Annotated in this window: 15 protein-coding genes and 1 riboswitch; of the genes, 4 read left to right on the top strand and 11 right to left on the bottom strand. The window is 68.5% G+C overall.

Translation table 11 applies throughout. The features are described 5' to 3' along the window. Nucleotides 1-77: 77 nt before the first annotated feature. From ABT025_RS37300 to ctaE, 6 genes are all read right to left on the bottom strand, one after another. A complete protein-coding gene (locus tag ABT025_RS37300; protein WP_351003121.1) occupies nt 78-1,457 on the bottom strand; it encodes an aminotransferase class V-fold PLP-dependent enzyme in 1,380 nt (459 codons plus the stop codon). A 173-nt stretch (nt 1,458-1,630) separates the two neighbouring features. After that, nucleotides 1,631-1,748: riboswitch (SAM riboswitch) on the bottom strand. A gap of 90 nt (nt 1,749-1,838) precedes the next feature. Further along, entirely contained in the window at nt 1,839-2,903 is a 1,065-nt protein-coding gene (trpD, locus tag ABT025_RS37295) for an anthranilate phosphoribosyltransferase (RefSeq protein WP_351003120.1), read from the bottom strand. Nucleotides 2,904-3,025: 122 nt separating this feature from the next. Next, complete coding sequence (gene qcrB, locus ABT025_RS37290) at nt 3,026-4,651, bottom strand: cytochrome bc1 complex cytochrome b subunit (RefSeq protein ID WP_351003119.1); 1,626 nt, start codon at nt 4,649-4,651, stop codon at nt 3,026-3,028. Next, nucleotides 4,648-5,700, bottom strand: a complete 1,053-nt coding sequence (qcrA, locus tag ABT025_RS37285; RefSeq protein ID WP_351003118.1) for a cytochrome bc1 complex Rieske iron-sulfur subunit — start codon at nt 5,698-5,700, stop codon at nt 4,648-4,650. Before qcrA ends, qcrB begins: the two co-directional genes overlap by 4 nt. Then, on the bottom strand, nt 5,697-6,506 hold the full coding sequence (qcrC, locus tag ABT025_RS37280; protein ID WP_351003117.1) for a cytochrome bc1 complex diheme cytochrome c subunit: 810 nt from the start codon (nt 6,504-6,506) through the stop codon (nt 5,697-5,699). Before qcrC ends, qcrA begins: the two co-directional genes overlap by 4 nt. 58 nt (nt 6,507-6,564) lie before the next feature. Continuing rightward, nucleotides 6,565-7,185 (bottom strand): aa3-type cytochrome oxidase subunit III, encoded by a 621-nt coding sequence (ctaE, locus tag ABT025_RS37275; protein ID WP_164399455.1) that lies wholly within the window; start codon nt 7,183-7,185, stop codon nt 6,565-6,567. Between the two features lie 202 nt (nt 7,186-7,387). On the opposite strand from ctaE, the gene ABT025_RS37270 reads away from it, so the two are divergent. Continuing rightward, nucleotides 7,388-7,789 (top strand): hypothetical protein, encoded by a 402-nt coding sequence (locus tag ABT025_RS37270; protein ID WP_351003116.1) that lies wholly within the window; start codon nt 7,388-7,390, stop codon nt 7,787-7,789. Nucleotides 7,790-7,836: 47 nt separating this feature from the next. Here ABT025_RS37270 and ABT025_RS37265 read toward each other — a convergent pair whose 3' ends face one another. From ABT025_RS37265 to ctaC, 4 genes are all read right to left on the bottom strand, one after another. Continuing rightward, nucleotides 7,837-9,093, bottom strand: a complete 1,257-nt coding sequence (locus ABT025_RS37265) for a L,D-transpeptidase (RefSeq protein WP_351003115.1) — start codon at nt 9,091-9,093, stop codon at nt 7,837-7,839. 122 nt (nt 9,094-9,215) lie between these two features. Then, nucleotides 9,216-9,614, bottom strand: a complete 399-nt coding sequence (locus ABT025_RS37260; RefSeq protein ID WP_351003114.1) for a cytochrome c oxidase subunit 4 — start codon at nt 9,612-9,614, stop codon at nt 9,216-9,218. Next, entirely contained in the window at nt 9,611-11,347 is a 1,737-nt protein-coding gene (gene ctaD, locus ABT025_RS37255) for an aa3-type cytochrome oxidase subunit I (protein ID WP_327711508.1), read from the bottom strand. The genes ABT025_RS37260 and ctaD overlap by 4 nt, the downstream gene beginning before the upstream one ends. Beyond that, complete coding sequence (gene ctaC / locus ABT025_RS37250) at nt 11,344-12,312, bottom strand: aa3-type cytochrome oxidase subunit II (RefSeq protein WP_351003113.1); 969 nt, start codon at nt 12,310-12,312, stop codon at nt 11,344-11,346. Before ctaC ends, ctaD begins: the two co-directional genes overlap by 4 nt. Nucleotides 12,313-12,583: 271 nt before the next feature. On the opposite strand from ctaC, the gene ABT025_RS37245 reads away from it, so the two are divergent. Continuing rightward, nucleotides 12,584-13,996 (top strand): cysteine desulfurase/sulfurtransferase TusA family protein, encoded by a 1,413-nt coding sequence (locus tag ABT025_RS37245; protein ID WP_351003112.1) that lies wholly within the window; start codon nt 12,584-12,586, stop codon nt 13,994-13,996. Nucleotides 13,997-14,006: 10 nt separating this feature from the next. On the opposite strand, the gene ABT025_RS37240 is transcribed toward ABT025_RS37245, so the two are convergent. Beyond that, nucleotides 14,007-14,981 carry a carbohydrate kinase family protein gene (locus ABT025_RS37240; RefSeq protein WP_351003111.1) on the bottom strand — a complete coding sequence of 325 codons (975 nt, stop codon included), beginning with the start codon at nt 14,979-14,981 and terminating at the stop codon, nt 14,007-14,009. A 182-nt stretch (nt 14,982-15,163) separates the two neighbouring features. Between ABT025_RS37240 and ABT025_RS37235 the strand changes: the two genes are divergently transcribed. Next, the gene (locus tag ABT025_RS37235; RefSeq protein WP_351003110.1) at nt 15,164-15,361 is read left to right on the top strand and encodes a hypothetical protein; all 198 of its coding nucleotides are present in this window, start codon (nt 15,164-15,166) and stop codon (nt 15,359-15,361) included. 135 nt (nt 15,362-15,496) lie between these two features. Continuing rightward, nucleotides 15,497-16,975, top strand: a complete 1,479-nt coding sequence (locus tag ABT025_RS37230; protein WP_351003109.1) for a hypothetical protein — start codon at nt 15,497-15,499, stop codon at nt 16,973-16,975. The last annotated feature ends 43 nt before the right edge of the window (nt 16,976-17,018 follow it).

Genomic DNA, 17,018 nt, shown 5'->3' with positions numbered 1-17,018 from the left:
CCCGGGGGTATACCGCTTTGTCGGGCGGGTGGGCCCTGTTGTCCGTACCCGGCCGAAAGTGCTGAGGGGGTCTCGTCTCAGACCTGCGCGGCCGTGCCCCGGTCCGGGACGCAACGGCCTTCCTCGGTGCGGTACTTCCACTGGGCGCCCTGGCTCACGAGTTCCTTGACCGCCAGCAGGAAGCGCTCGATGTGCTCGTCCGGCGTACCGGCGCCGAAGCTGACCCGGATCGCGTTGAGGGACTTCTGGCCCGGCTCCGCCTCGGGCGCGCCGCACTCCCCGACGTCCTGCGGGTCGCTGCCGAGCAGGGTGCGCACGAGGGGGTGGGCGCAGAACAGTCCGTCACGCACTCCGATGCCGTACTCGGCGGAGAGCGCCGCGGCGAAGTGCGAGCTGTTCCAGCCCTCCACCACGAAGGAGATGACGCCGACCCGCGGGGCGTCGTCGCCGAACAGCGAGAGCACCTTGACTTCGGGGACCTCGGCGAGTCCGGCGCGGACCGCGGTGACGAGCTGCTGCTCGCGGGCGACCAGGCTGTCGAACCCGGCCTCGGTGAGCGCCTTGCAGGCGGAGGCGATGGAGTAGACGCCGATGACGTTGGGCGAGCCGGCCTCGTGGCGGGCGGCGGTGGTGTGCCATTCGACGTCGACACCGCCGTCGGTGCGCCGTGCGACCTTGCGGGAGGCGCCCCCGCCGGCCAGGTAGGGCTCGGCGTCGCGCAGCCAGTCGGAGCGCCCGGCCAGGACCCCGGAGCCGAACGGTGCGTACAGCTTGTGCCCGGAGAAGGCGACCCAGTCGACGTCCAGCTCGGCGATGTCGACGGGGTGGTGCGGGGCGAGCTGGGCGGCGTCCAGCACGATCCGGGCGCCGTGGGCGTGCGCGGCGGCGGCGAGCTCCCTGACCGGCCACAGCTCGCCGGTGACGTTGGAGGCACCGGTGACGCAGACCAGCGCGGGGCCGTAGGGGTCGCGGTCGGCGAGGGCCCGCTCCAGCGTCTGGACGGCTTCACCCGGGGTGCGCGGGGCGTTCAGGTACGTCACCCGGGCGTCGCGCCAGGGCAGCAGCGAGGCGTGGTGCTCGGTCTCGAAGACGAACACCTGGCAGTCGGCGGGCAGTGCGGCGGCGAGCAGGTTGAGCGAGTCGGTGGTGGACCGGGTGAAGATCACCTGGTCGTCGGCGCGGCAGCCGAGGAACTCCGCGACCGTCTCACGGCTGCTCTCGAAGAGGTCCGTGGAGAGCTGCGAGAGGTAACCGGCACCGCGGTGGACGCTGCCGTAGTACGGCGCGTACGCGGCCACGTCGTCCCACACCCGCTGCAGGGCCGGAGCGCTGGCGGCGTAGTCCAGCGCGGCGTAGGTGACCTCTCCGCCGGTGACCAGCGGAACCGTCACATCCTTGCCCAGAACCGGCAGCGGAGCACAAATCGACTGGTCGGTGGCAGCGGTGAAGACAGACATGACGAACTCCCGTAACAGGCAGGCGAATTCCGCGTGCCTGCGGATACGCGGCAGCACGGAAGGAAGAAGAAGGGTGTGCGGAGGAGGGCCGGAAAGCCCTATCGCATTCGCTTGCTCACAAGAGGCTCCCTGAGGACCAGGACCCCACGGGTGGACATCTGACGACGTCGAGGGGTCCGCGCTTGCCGCAGACCTCGCTGCCTGCGGCCTGGTCTTCACCCGGGGCACCCCGCCACGGACGGAGGGTTGCCGGACAGCGGGCCGGGGCCGTAGTCGCTGTCACTCATGACCTGCGCAGCATCTTGCCATACGTACGAAAACGCGCAAGGCGCAGTCCATGATCTGGACTGCGCCCTGCCTCACATGCCGTACGCCGGTCTCTCAGGCGTTGCTGGCCACGACCCATCTCTCCAACGCCCGGCCTGCCGCGCCCGAGTCGATGGACTCGGCGGCCTTCGCCATCCCCGCGGTGAGCTGCTCGGTGAGCGTGCCCTCCCCCGGGTCCAGCGCGACGAGCGCCGCCGCGGAGTTGAGCAGGACGGCGTCCCGTACGGGGCCCGTCTCCCCGGCGATGAGCCGGCGGGCCACATCGGCGTTGTACGAGGCGTCCGCGCCCCGCAGCGCCTCCACCGGCACCAGGTCGATGCCGACGTCGCGCGGGTCGAAGGCCTCTTCGCGCACCACGCCGTCCCTGGCGACCCAGACACGGGAGGTCGCGGTGGTGGTCAGCTCGTCCAGGCCGTCGTCGCCGCGGAAGACCAGTGCGGAGTTGCCTCGCTCGGCGAGGACGCCCGCGACGATCGGCGCCATCCGCAGGTCGGCGACGCCGATCGCCTGCGAGCGCACCTTGGCCGGGTTGGTGAGCGGCCCGAGGATGTTGAAGGTGGTCGGCGCGCCGAGCTCCGCCCGGGCCTTGGCCGCGTGCCTCAGGGCGGGGTGGAACTTCACGGCGAAGCAGAACGTGATGCCCGCTTCCTCGGCCACCTCCACCACACGCTGCGGGGACAGCTCCAGATTGACGCCGAGCTTCCCCAGCACGTCGGAGGAGCCGCTGGCCGACGACGAGGCCCGGTTGCCGTGCTTGACGACCTTGGCGCCGGTCCCCGCCACGACGATCGCCGACATGGTGGAGATGTTGACCGTCTTGGCCATGTCGCCGCCGGTGCCCACGATGTCGACCGTACGGCCGGGCACATGGATGGTCGTGGCGTGCTCGTACATCGCACGGACCAGGCCGGAGACCTCCCTGACGGTCTCGCCCTTGGCGCGCAGCGCCACCGCGAAGCCGGCGATCTGCACATCGGTCGCCTCGCCGCTCATGATGCGGTCCATCGCCCAGGCGGTGTCGTCGGCGGTCAGGTCCTGGCCGCGCAGCAGGGGGGTCAGCACGCCGGGCCAGGAACGGGCCGCCACGCTGTCGCCGCCGACCGGGGTCACAACGTTCATGGTCCACTCCTGGGTCCACAGCCGAAAAAAGGAACGTCACCACCCTATCGAGCCCCGGGAACAGCGAAGAGCCCCGTCCATGCGATGGACGGGGCTCCTGCTGTGGCGATCAGTTCAGGTGATCAGTGGTGGCCGTGGCCGCTGGTGATCTCCTTGTACTCCTCGGCGGTGGGCTTGGCGATCTGGTTGTTCTCGCCGTAGAAGCCCTTGCTGAGCTTGGCCCGCAGCTTGTGCACCAGGGACACCTTGCGCTCGACACCGTTCTCGTCGACCGTCGGGCCGATCTCGTACGGCTTGTACTGCTCGTGCGCGGTGAGCGTGTGCAGCTGCGCGGGTGCCAGCGGCTCGTGCACCTCGACGAACTCACCGTGCGGCAGGCGCTTGATGAGCCCGGACTCGCGGCCGTGCAGCACCTTCTCCTTGTCCCGGCGCTGAAGGCCCAGGCAGATCCGCTTGGTCGCGATGAACGCGAGAACCGGTCCGACGAAGAAGAAGATCCGGACGAACCACGAGATCGCGTTCAGCGACAGGTGGAAGTGCGTGGCCCAGAGGTCGTTTCCACCACCCACGAGACCGATGAAGTACACGGTGATCCAGGCGACACCGAAGGCCGTCCGGGTCGGGGCGTTGCGCGGGCGGTCCAGGATGTGGTGCTCGCGCTTGTCGCCGGTGACCCACGACTCGATGAACGGGTACATCGCGATCGCACCCAGGATCACGCCGAAGAGCACCAGTGGGATGAACACGCCCAGGACGAGTGTGTGACCCCAGAGGTTGATCTCCCAGCCCGGCATCACTCGGATCAGACCCTCGGCGAAGCCCATGTACCAGTCGGGCTGGGCGCCGGTGGACACCTGGTCCGGGCGGTACGGGCCGATGGCCCAGATCGGGTTGATCGAGGCGATGCCCGCGATGACGGCGATGACACCGAAGACCAGGAAGAAGAAGCCTCCGGCCTTCGCCATGTACACCGGCAGCAGCGGCATGCCCACGACGTTCTTGTTGGTCCGGCCGGGACCCGCGAACTGCGTGTGCTTGTGGTAGAAGACCAGGATCAGGTGGCCCACCAGCAGCCCGAGCATGATGCCCGGCAGCAGCAGGATGTGGATCGAGTAGAACCGGGCGACGAAGTCGCCGCCGGGGAACTCCCCGCCGAACAGGAACATCGAGATGTAGGTGCCGACGATCGGCATCGACAGGATCGCGCCCTGGGTGAAGCGGACACCCGTGCCCGAGAGCAGGTCGTCCGGGAGCGAGTAGCCGGTGAAGCCGGTGAACATGCCCAGCACGAACAGCAGGAAGCCGAACAGCCAGTTGATCTCACGCGGCTTGCGGAACGCACCCGTGAAGAACACGCGCATCATGTGGACGAACATGCCGGCCAGGAAGATCAGCGCGGCCCAGTGGTGGATCTGGCGGACGAGCAGACCACCGCGGACGTCGAAGCTGATGTCCAGCGTCGAGGCGTAGGCCTCGGACATCCGGATGCCCTGCATGGGCTCGTACGGGCCGTGGTACACGACCTCGTTCATGCTCGGGTGGAAGAACAGCGTCAGGTACACACCCGTGAGGATGATGATGATGAAGCTGTAGAGGCAGATCTCACCGAGCATGAAGGACCAGTGGTCCGGGAAGATCTTGCGCATGTTGGCCTTGGCCAGGGAGTAGATCCCGAGCCGGCCGTCCGCCCAGTCGGCAACCTTCTCACCGGCGGGCGCCTTGCGCTTCGTATCGGTCGCAGTGCTCATCCGCGCTCCCAGAATGCAGGACCGACGGGCTCTTCGAAGTCACCGAGCGCCTGGAGGTTGCCCTCGCTGTTCACACCGATCCGCAGCTGCGGAAGTGCGTGACCGGCCGGACCGAAGATGACGCGGGCGCCGTCGGAGAGGTCGAAGGTGGACTGGTGGCACGGGCAGAGCACGTGGTGCGTCTGCTGCTCGTACAGGCTGATCGGGCAGCCGACGTGGGTACAGATCTTGGAGAAGGCCACGATTCCCTCGTGGGCCCACTCGCGCTCGCGCTTGTCCTTGATGTTGTCCGGCTCGATGCGGATGATCATCAGCGCGGCCTTGGCGATCTGCGTCTGGAAGTCGTGCGCGTCCTCCTCCAGGCCCTCGGGCATGGCGAAGGTGAGCGAACCGACGACGACGTCCTCGGGACGAAGCGGCTCCATCGTGTTCATGTTGATGAGCTGCTTGCCCTCGGCCCACAGGGTCGAGCGGAGCTTCTTCTCCGGCAGCGGACCGAGGTCGCGCAGCAGCACCACACCGGCGAGCGGCACCAGGGCCAGCGCTCCGAACATGGTGTTACGGATCAGCTTGCGCCGGCCGAACGCGGACTCCTCGGCGCCTGCCGCGAAGTCGGCGAGAACCTTCGCCTTGACCTCGGGCTCGGCCGCGATCGCGTGACGGTCGTCCGCGACCTCCACGTCCGACATCAGGGTGCGCGCCCAGTGGACGGCGCCCGCGCCGATCGCGAAGAGCGCCACGCCCAGGGTCAGCCCCAGGGAGAAGTTGAGCGCGCTCACATGACCGAACGGGAAGATGTAGACGATCTTGTCGACCGGGAAGATGACGTAGGAGGCGATGAAGCCGACCGTCGCCAGCATGGACAGCGTGAACATGAACGCGACCGCGCGCTCGGACCGGTTGGCGGCCTGTTCGTCGATGTCCTGGATGCGCGGCTTGTGGGCCGGCAGCCCCGGGTCGGCGAACGGGTCGTCCGCACCCTCTACCGCGCCGTGCGCGGCGTCCTGCTCTGCGGGCAGGTTCTCTTCTGGAATCTCTTGGCTACTCATGACTTCTTGGCCTTAGCGGTGTGGGCCGCGACCCAGACGGCAACTGCGATCAGTGCGCCCAGACCGAAGATCCAGCCGAACAGACCTTCGCTGACCGGACCGAGTCCGCCCAGGCTGAGGCCGCCGGGGCTCGCCGACTCCGAGCTGTTCACCGTCTGGATGTACGCGATGATGTCCTTCTTCTGCTGCTCGGGCATCGTCGAGTCCGGGAACGAAGGCATGCTCTGCGGGCCGGTCTGCATGGCCTCGTAGATGTGCTTCGGGTCCACGCCTTCGAGGCTGGGGGCGTACTTGCCCTTCGTCAGGGCACCGCCCTCGCCGGTGAAGTTGTGGCACTGGGCGCAGTTGGTACGGAACAGATCGCCACCCTTGGCGACGTCCGCACCCTCAGGGCTGACCTGGCTCTTGGTCGGGACGATCGGACCGGCGCCGAGCGACGCGACGTATGCCGCGAGCTGGTCGATCTCGGCCTGGGTGTAGATGACCTTCTTCTTCGGCACCTGGGCGCCCGGCTGCTGTGCCGGCATACGGCCAGTGCCGACCTGGAAGTCGACGGCGGCGGAGCCCACGCCGACAAGCTGGGGCCCGTCGGTGGTGCCCTGACCGCCGGTTCCGTGGCAGCTGGCGCAACCGACGGAGTACAGCTTCTTGCCCTCGTCGATGGCGAGGGACTGGGCGGTGTCGTCGGCCTGCGCCCTACTCGCGGGCGCAAAGGCGGCGTACAGACCCCCAGTAGCCGCAAGCGCGAGGAGTAGTACGACGACCGCCGCCAACGGATGGCGTCGTCGTGCGGAGAGCTTTTTCACGGATTACCCCGGTGTCAGGATCTTCTGCGTCGATGATGTGGTTCGGGTACGAGCCCGGTTACTTGATCATGTAGATCGTGGCGAACAGGCCGATCCACACGACATCGACGAAGTGCCAGTAATAGGACACGACGATGGCTGCGGTCGCCTGCTCATGGGTGAACCTCTTGGCTGCGTATGTCCTGCCCAGGACGAGCAGGAAGGCGATGAGGCCGCCTGTCACATGCAGACCGTGGAAGCCGGTGGTCAGGTAGAACACCGAGCCGTACGGATCCGAGGACAGCGAGAGGCCGTCCTTCTTCACCAGCTCCGTGTACTCGAAGACCTGGCCTCCGATGAAGATCGAACCCATCACGAAAGTGATCACGAACCAGGCACGGAGCTTCTTCACATCGCCCCGCTCCGCGGCGAAGACGCCGAGCTGGCAGGTGAGTGAGGAGAGCACCAGGATCGTGGTGTTCGTCGCCGAGAACGGGAAGTTCAGGGCGGACGCCATTTCCTTCCAGTGATCTGGTCCGGTCACCGATCGCAGGGTGAAGTACATCGCGAAGAGGGCCGCGAAGAACATCAGCTCGGAACTCAACCAGATGATGGTTCCGACGCTGGTGAGGTTCGGCCGATTGACCGACGGGTGCGCGTGCCCGGTTTCTACTGTCGTTGCTGTCGCCACGACCGACATTATGTCGGTCGCTTATCCCGCCCTCACTCCGGGGGGTGCCGTTCGGTGTGTCAGAGGGGTGTGTCCTCCCCGAACGGCCCATGGTTCCGCTGTCCCGGGCGATGCTGACAGGCCATCGGGCGGAGTACGATCCGCGCATCGGACAGCCCTCATGCACCGGGTGCCCCGACAGCCCCGAAGACACAGATGTCACGGAGGAACCATGCAGCCGACCGCCACGGTCCTGGTCTACAGCGACAACGCACACACCCGTGAGCAGGTGAGGCTGGCAGCCGGGCGCAGGCCTGCTGCGGACGTACCGCAGGTGGAGTTCCTGGAGTGCGCCACCCTGCCCGCCGTCCTGGACGCGCTGGACCACGGAGGCGTCGACGTCTGCGTGTTGGACGGCGAGACGGCCCCCGCGGGCGGCATGGGCGTCTCCAGGCAGATCAAGGACGAGATCTTCCGCTGCCCGCCGGTGCTGCTGCTGATGGGCCGCCCCCAGGACGCCTGGCTGGCCACCTGGAGCCGCGCGGACGCCGCGGTGACCCTTCCGGTCGAACCGGTCGAGTTCGCGGACGCCCTGGCCGCCCTGCTGCGCAGCAGGCTCTCCGTGGAGGCCTGAGGCCCCGCCTTCCTGCCGTGGCTCCGAGGGGCTGCGCACCCCGGCCGTCAGACCGCGGGGCGCAGCCGCGCCGCCCGGACCGTGTCGACGCGGTCCGGCGTGGCGTCGTTGTTCAGCGCGCTGCCCTTCTGCCACTTGGCCCAGGACAGGTTCCAGTCGCCGTAGCCGTTGTCGAACGGCGTCATGGTCTCGCCCTCACTGCCGACGACGGTGACGATGTCACCCTCACGGACGGTGTTGAAGAACCACTCGGCCTCGCTGGTGCTCATGCCGGTGCAGCCGTGGCTGACGTTGGCGGACCCCTGTGATCCGGTGGACCACGGGGCCGCGTGCACGTACTCGCCGCTCCAGGTGACCCGCGTCGCGTAGTAGACCGGCAGGTCGTACGAGTCCTCCGAACCCTCGGCGATGCCGATGGACTCCCCGCGCATACGTACGTAGTACTCCTTGCCCAGCACGACCTTGACGCCGTTGCGGGTGGAGAAGCCCGGCTTGCCGGTGGTCACCGGAATGGTGTTGATCACTTCTCCGTTGCGCTTGACCGTCATGGAGTGCTCCGAGGCGTCGGTGATGGCCTCGATGCGGTCTCCGGTCGTGATCTTCAACGCCTTCGCGGGGGCGCCGTACAGCGCGTTGGTCACCTTGATGCCCGTCAGGTTGCTGGTGACCTCGATGGTGGCCTTCGCCGGCCAGTAGTCCCGCGGCCGGTAGTGCAGCGTCTTGTCGTCGACCCAGTACCAGGAACCGGTCACGGCGGGCGTGGAGCGCACCTTCAGGGCGCGTTCCACCGTCGCGCGGGAGGCTTTGTCGGCGACCGGGGCGCTGAGTACCGCTGTGACGGGCTGTCCGACGCCGTAGGTGCCCGCCTGCGGGCCGAAGGTGACCTTCAGGAACTTCTTGGCCGCGGCGGTCTCGAAGGAGAGCGTACGGCTGCCCGGAGCGCCGTCGTCGTCCTCCATGCTGACCTTGACGGTGTACTGGGTCCCTGCGGCGAGCGGAGCCGTGGAGTGCCAGCGGTGGCCGTCGGCGTCGAGTTCGCCCGCCAGATGGCGTCCCTCGGTGTCCACGGCCGTCACATCGGTGATGCGGCCGTCGTCGCCGTCGACGCTGACTTCGAGGGGCTTGTCCGGATCGGCCTTCTCACCGCCGTCGGGGGCGTTGGAGGAGATCTCGTCCGCCGCGTCGTACGGCTGTGCCGCGAGCGGATGGTCGTCGGACTCCCCGCAGGCGGCCGCCCCTGCGACCAGGGTCGCGGCCAGCAGAGCACAGCTCATGACAGGACGGATACGCGGCGTGTGGTTCATGAACCCACGCTAAGAAGATTCATCCGTTTCAGCGCGCCGGATGACTGCAAACGGGGGGCCCGCACTTCTCGTGGAAGTGCGGGCCCCCCGTCAGGTGGAGCGGTGTCACGGGTGGAGCGGTGTCACTGGGTGCGGTTCTCACCGCGGTAGTACTCGAAGACCCAGCCGAACAGTCCGATCAGGATGACCGGGGCCGAGAAGTAGAGCAGCCACCAGCCGAAGACGACTCCCATGAAGGCGAGAATGCCGCCGACCGCCAGCGAGAGCGGCTGCCAGCTGTGCGGGGAGAAGAACCCCACCTCGCCGGCCTCGTCCGCCACATCGGCTTCCTTGTTGTCCTGCGCCAGCGCGTCGACCCGCCGGGCCGTGAAGGCCAGGTAGAAGCCGATCATGACGCTCAGGCCGAAGGCCAGGACGAGCGCGGTGGTGCCGACCGGCTCCTTGGACCACACGCCGTACGTGACGGCCATGACGAGGATGAACAGCGCCAGACCGAGGAACATCTTGCCCTGGACCTTCACTTGCCCGCCTCCTTGCCACCGGCGAGGGCCTTGTCACCCTCGGAGAGGTGATCCAGCTGCTCAAGAGCAGTGATCTCGGGGTGGTGCAGGTCGAACGCCGGGGATTCGGAACGGATCCGCGGCAGCGTGAGGAAGTTGTGCCGCGGCGGCGGGCAGGAGGTCGCCCACTCCAGCGAACGGCCGTAACCCCACGGGTCGTCGACCTCGACCTTCTTGCCGTACTTGGCGGTCTTCCACACGTTGTAGAAGAACGGCAGGATCGACAGGCCGAGCAGGAACGAGGAGATCGTCGAGATCGTGTTCAGCGCGGTGAATCCGTCCGCGGCCAGGTAGTCCGCGTAACGACGCGGCATGCCCTCCGCGCCCAGCCAGTGCTGCACCAGGAACGTGCCGTGGAAGCCGATGAACAGCGTCCAGAACGTGATCTTCCCGAGCCGCTCGTCCAGCATCTTGCCGGTGAACTTCGGCCACCAGAAGTGGAATCCGGAGAACATCGCGAACACCACGGTGCCGAAGACGACGTAGTGGAAGTGCGCGACCACGAAGTACGAGTCCGAGACGTGGAAGTCCATCGGCGGCGAGGCCAGGATGACGCCGGTCAGACCACCGAAGGTGAAGGTGATCAGGAAGCCGATCGCCCAGAGCATCGGTGTCTCGAAGGACAACGAGCCCTTCCACATCGTGCCGATCCAGTTGAAGAACTTCACCCCGGTGGGCACCGCGATGAGGAACGTCATGAAGGAGAAGAACGGCAGGAGCACGCCGCCGGTGACGTACATGTGGTGTGCCCACACCGTCACCGAGAGGCCGGCGATCGAGATCGTCGCGGCCACGAGGCCGATGTAACCGAACATCGGCTTGCGGCTGAATACGGGGATCACTTCGGAAATGATCCCGAAGAAGGGCAAGGCGATGATGTACACCTCTGGATGGCCGAAGAACCAGAAGAGGTGTTGCCAGAGCAATGCGCCGCCGTTTGACGCGTCGAAGATATGCGCACCGAATTTTCGGTCCGCCTCCAGCGCGAAGAGCGCCGCCGCCAGCACCGGGAAGGCCAGCAGGACCAGAACACCGGTCAGCAGGACGTTCCAGACGAAGATCGGCATGCGGAACATCGTCATGCCGGGGGCGCGCATGCAGATGATCGTGGTGATGAAGTTGACCGAACCGAGGATCGTGCCGAAGCCGGAGAAGGCCAGACCCATGATCCACATGTCGGCACCGACGCCCGGCGAGCGGACGGCGTCCGACAGCGGGGAGTAGGCGAACCAGCCGAAGTCGGCCGCACCCTGCGGGGTGAGGAATCCGGCCACCGCGAGGATCGAGCCGAAGAGGTACAGCCAGTACGCGAACATGTTCAGCCGCGGGAACGCCACGTCGGGCGCACCGATCTGCAGCGGCATGATCCAGTTCGCGAATCCGGCGAACAGCGGCGTCGCGAACATCAGCAGCATGATCGTGCCGTGCATCGTGAACGCCTGGTTGAACTGCTCGTTCGACATGATCTGCGTGCCCGGACGGGCCAGCTCGGCGCGCATGAAGAGCGCCATCAGTCCGCCGATGCAGAAGAACGCGAACGATGTGACCAGGTACATCGTGCCGATCGTCTTGTGGTCAGTGGTGGTCAGCCACTTGATGACGACGTTGCCCGGCTGCTTGCGCCGGACCGGCAGCTCGTCCTCGTAGGAGTCGTCTGCTGCCGCGGCACCCTGAGGTTCGTTGAGGATGCTCACAGTTTGTTCGTCTCCGCATTCCTGGCCGGGTCGGTCTGCTCGATACCGGCCGGCAAGTAGCCCGTCTGGCCCTTCTTCGCGAGCTCCTTGAGGTGCGCCTGGTAGCGCTCCGGGGAGACGACCTTGACGTTGAAGAGCATCCGGGAGTGGTCGACGCCGCAGAGCTCGGCGCACTTGCCCATGAAGGTGCCCTCCTGGTTGGGAGTCACCTCGAAGGCGTTGGTGTGGCCCGGGATGACGTCCTGCTTCATGAGGAACGGCACCACCCAGAAGGAGTGGATGACGTCACGCGAAGTCAGGATGAAGCGGACCTTCTCACCCTTGGGAAGCCACAGGGTCGGGCCGGGGTTGCCGGTCTGCGGGTTCCGGTCTCCAGGGATGCCGGCGTCGTAGACGCCGTCCGCAGCCTTGGGGAACTGGTCGCGGAACCTGTCCGGGATGGCGTCGAGCTCCTTGGGGATCTCGTTGCCCGTGGCGGCTGAGCCGTCCACGTTCTCGATGTAGTTGAAGCCCCAGCTCCACTGGTAGCCGACCACGTTGATGGTGTGGGCCGGCTTGGCAGAGAGCGAAAGGAGCTTCGTCTCGTCTCGCGCGGTGAAGTAGAACAACACCGAGACGATGATCAGAGGGACCACGGTGTACAGCGCCTCGATGGGCATGTTGTACCGGGTCTGCGGAGGTACCTCCACCTTGGTGCGGCTGCGCCGGTGGAAGATGACACTCCAGATGATCAGTCCCCAGACAAGGACACCCGTGGCGAGCGCAGCCGCCCACGAGCCCTGCCAGAGGGAAAGGATCCGAGGAGCCTCTTCCGTTACCGGTGTGGGCATACCGAGGCGGGGAAAATCCTGCCAGTTGTACGAACAACCGGAGGCCGTCGCCAGGACCAGGCCCGCAGTCAGCACCTGCGGCAGCTTCCGCCGCATCGGGCGCCGCGACAAGCGGTCGGAGCCGTTGGGACTCACGTAGCGCCTTCCCGAGAGTCTCGCCCGCACGGTCGGCGCGCCCGTCTCGCTGGTCGGTCGCCGGCCCTGACGCGGGCAGGGGTTTGGATGTTTATGCGGACCAAACCCTACTGGACGCTATTTGGGGTCGCGCGGGGAGGGTGCCCAACGCGCCGCCCGACTCCCCGAAGGGGTGGAATCCGGGGCTCCGGCCGCCATCTGACGCCTCCTCTTCCCACCGTCCGGACGGCCGGGTCCCGGGCCGCACCCGTGGCCGGGCTAGCGTGGCCGGGTGCCCTACTTCGACGCCGCGTCCGCCGCCCCCCTCCATCCCGTCGCCCGCCAGGCGCTGCTTGCCGCACTGGACGAGGGCTGGGCAGACCCGGCCCGCCTCCACCGCGAGGGGCGGCGCGCCCGGCTGCTGCTGGACGCGGCCCGGGAGGCGGCGGCGGAGGCCGTCGGCTGCCGCCCCGACGAGCTGACGTTCACCTCGTCGGGCACGCGGGCGGTCCATTCCGGTATTTCCGGAGCCCTCGCGGGGCGTCGGCGTGTCGGCCGCCATCTGGTGGTGTCGGCGGTCGAACACTCGTCGGTACTCCATACGGCCGCCACCCACGAGAGCGGAGGCGGCTCGTACACCGAGGTTCCGGTGGACGGCACGGGCGCGGTGAGTCCGCGGGCCTTCGCGAGCGCGCTGCGCGACGACACCGCTCTGGCATGCCTGCAGTCCGCCAACCACGAGGTGGGTACCGAGCAGCCGGTGACCGAGGTGGCCGAGCTCTGCCGGGCCGCGGGGGTGCCGCTGCTGGTGGACGCCGCCCAGTCACTGGGGTGGGGGCCTGCGCCGGCCGGCTGGTCGCTGCTGACGGCGAGCGCCCACAAGTGGGGCGGTCCGGCCGGGGTCGGGCTCCTCGCGGTGCGCAAGGGTGTGCGGTTCGCGCCGCAAGGCCCCACGGACGAACGGGAGTCGGGGCGGGCCGCCGGCTTCGAGGACATCCCGGCGATCGTGGCCGCGGCGGCGTCCCTGCGGGCGGTGCGGGCGGAGGCGTCCGCGGAGTCGCTGCGGCTGCGGGCCCTGGTCGACCGGATCCGGGCCCGGGTGCCGGAGCTGGTGCCCGATGTGGAGGTGGTCGGCGATCCGGTGCGACGACTGCCGCATCTGGTCACCTTCTCCTGTCTCTATGTCGACGGAGAGACCCTGCTTCACGAGCTGGACCGGTCCGGTTTCTCCGTGTCGTCCGGTTCGTCCTGTACGAGCAGCACCCTGACACCGAGCCATGTGCTCAAGGCGATGGGGGTGCTCTCGGAGGGCAACGTGCGGGTGTCGCTGCCGGCGGGCACGTCCGACGAGGACGTCGACCGATTCCTGGAGGTGCTGCCCCCGGCGGTGGCCGGCGTGCGGGAGAAGCTGGGCGCCCACACCGGGGCCGCCCGCACGGGAGCCGCCCCCGCGGTGGCCGCCTCGCCCCCCGCCACGGCTCCCTCGCTGGTCGTCGACGCGCTCGGGAGGCGCTGCCCGATTCCGGTGATCGAGCTCGCAAAGGTGATCGGGGAGGTACCGGTGGGCGGGACGGTGACGGTCCTGTCCGACGACGAGGCGGCCCGCCTCGACATCCCGGCCTGGTGTGCGATGCGCGAGCAGGAGTACGTGGGTGAGGAGCCGGCGGACCGGGGCTCGGCCCATGTGGTCCGCCGGCTCTCCTGACCGGAGGCGCTCAGGCGAGGTGCGTGCGCACCTCGGCCGCGGCCTCGTGGCCGTACGCCTTCGTGAAGCGGTCCATGAAGTGGTTGCGGTGCAGGGTGTACTCCTGGGTGCCGACCGTCTCGATGACGAGAGTGGCGAGCATGCAGCCGACCTGGGCGGCCCGCTCCAGGCCGACGCCCCAGGCGAGACCGGAGAGGAATCCGGCCCGGAAGGCGTCGCCCACACCGGTCGGGTCGGCCTTGGTCTCCTCCTCGGGGCAGCCGACCTCGATCGCCTCCTCGCCGACACGCTCGATCCGCACGCCCCGGGCGCCGAGGGTGGTGACCCGGTGGCCGACCTTGGCGAGGATCTCGGCGTCGGTCCAGCCGGTCTTGGACTCGATGAGCCCCTTCTCGTACTCGTTGGAGAAGAGGTACGTGGCGCCGTCGAGGAGGATGCGGATCTCGTCGCCGTCCATCCGGGCGATCTGCTGCGAGAAGTCCGCGGCGAACGGGATGCCGCGGGTGCGGCACTCCTCGGTGTGACGGAGCATCCCCTCGGGGTCGTCGGCGCCGATGGAGACGAGGTCGAGGCCGCCCACGCGGTCGGCGACGGCCTTGAGCTCGATCAGCCGGGCCTCGCTCATGGCGCCCGTGTAGAAGGAGCCGATCTGGTTGTGGTCGGAGTCCGTCGTACAGACGAAGCGGGCGGTGTGCAGGACCTCGGAGATCCGCACCGACCCGGTGTCGACGCCGTGGCGGTCGAGCCAGGCGCGGTACTCGTCGAAGTCGGAGCCCGCTGCCCCGACCAGGATCGGGCGGGTACCGAGCAGGCCCATGCCGAAGCAGATGTTGGCGGCGACACCTCCCCGGCGCACGTCCAGGTTGTCGACCAGGAAGGAGAGCGAGACCGTGTGCAGCTGATCGGCGACCAGTTGGTCCGCGAATCGGCCGGGGAAGGTCATGAGGTGGTCAGTGGCGATGGAGCCGGTGACTGCGATACGCACGGGGAGACTGCTCCTACGGAGGTCGAGGGAAACGATGTCTGCGTTCCCAAGGCGACGTGACAGGTGAGAGCGCCCGAAAATCAGGCCCCCTCACGCTACCGGTTCCCGCAATCAGGCGAAGGGGGAAAACTACCCGATAGTAGGGCTTTCCTGCTGAGTCAGGAGGTGCCTACGGTGCGGATATGTCGAACAACATCGCCCCGGGCGAGTCCGAGACCGGTCTGGCAGAGCTGCGCGGAGACTGCGCACTGATGGCTCCGCACTGGGTGGTACCCACAAAGACCGCACCCACCCCGGTTGCACCCTCCCTGATTCACGGCGTGACCGTGCCGCCCGCTTCGGCCCGGCTGATCGACGCAATGGCGGAGTACGGCGACTGAGCCCGGCCGGCCCCCTCGCCGCAACGGCCGCCCCAGGAGGGAACCGTGTGCGCCCGCGCCCCGTCCCAACGGTGTCCGCACCAGCGGGACGGGCCCCTTGCCGGGCCCGGCGTACGACGGCGAAGGAGTGAACCGGTGAGCACCGAGCGACCCGACAACGATGTGACCCGCCCCCGGCGGCGGTCTCCCCTCGCCGTGGCCTCGGTGGCGGCGGCCGTACTCGTGGCAGGTGGCGGCGGCGCGTACTGGGCGGCGACCGCGGCCGACGGCGGCAGCAGCAGCAGCAAGGACAGCGCAGCCGACGGCTCCGGCAGCACTCCCCCGCTTCTCTCCCTCGACGAACGGGACGGCGGGCCGGCCACTCCCTCCCCCAGGCCCTCGGCCCCGACGCAGGGCATCGCGCCGGGCGAGCCCGATCCGCATGGCGGCCGGGTGGTCTACCGCGCGGCCGGGGCCCTGCCGGACGGCCCGGACAAGGCGGCCGTCCAGCACGCCGAAGGGGCCGTTTCGGCGTCCGAGGTGGCCCGCCTGGCCAAGGCGCTGGGTGTGCAGGGCACCCCGCGGACCGAGGGCACGTCCTGGAAGGTGGGCTCTGACGGGGACGGCTCCGGACCGGTGCTGCAGGTGACCAAACAGGCGCCCGGGACCTGGACGTTCGCCCGGTACGGTTCCGGCGGCACGGACAACTGCGAGAGCGAGACGGTCTGTTCGAGCAAGCACGTGGCGCCGGGCGGATCGGGTGCACCGGTGAGCGAGAAGGCCGCGAAGGCCGCCGCGGTGCCGGTGCTGAAGGCGGTCGGCCAGGACGGCGCCGCCCTCGACGCACGCCAGTTGATGGGCTCGGTCCGGGTGGTGAACGCCGACCCGGTGGTGGGCGGACTGCCGACGTACGGCTGGGCGACCGGGATCCAGGTCGGCCCCGAGGGTGACGTGGTCGGCGGCAGCGGGCAGTTGAAGGGCCTGGAGAAGGGCGCCGACTACCCGGTGATCGGCGCGGCCGACGCACTGAAGCAGCTCAACGCCGCGCAGCCGCCGAGCGGCCGGAAGACCGGCGACTGCGCCACTCCCGCACCGCTGGAGAACGGCGAGAAGTCCTCCGGCATGAGCTGCGGCAAGCGGACCGGTGCGGAGCCTGCCACGACGACGGTGACGGTCGACAAGGCGGTCTTCGGCCTGACGGGCCGGTACGTGGACGGGAAGCAGCTGCTCGTGCCGTCCTGGATCTTCACGGTCCGGCCGGGCACGGGCAGCGGTACGGGCGACACCGTCACCCAGGTCGCGGTGGATCCGGCGTACCTGGCGAAGGACGCCCCCGCGGAGAAGACCCCGGACAGCGGCGGGACGAAGGAGTCCGGGCGCACGATCCTCTCGTACAGCGCCGACGGACGGACGCTCTCGGTGACGTTCTGGGGCGGCGTCTGCAGTACGTACGCGGCGAGCGCGAGCGAGGACGGCTCCACGGTGCGGGTGTCCGTGACGGAGTCGAAGCCGGAGAAGGGGAAGGTCTGCATCATGATCGCCAAGGAGCTGACCCGTACGGTCACGCTGGACCGGCCGCTGGGCGAGCGGAACGTGGTCGACGCGGCATCCGGCACCGTGGTGCCGCGCGGCTGACGCACCGGCGCACACGTACGGCGGCGGCCCCGGGATCGGAATC

It is taken from the genome of Streptomyces sp. NPDC002809 (genome assembly GCF_040295435.1).
Taxonomy (GTDB): Bacteria; Actinomycetota; Actinomycetes; order Streptomycetales; family Streptomycetaceae; genus Streptomyces.
This window is presented reverse-complemented; position numbering and strand designations above follow the sequence as displayed.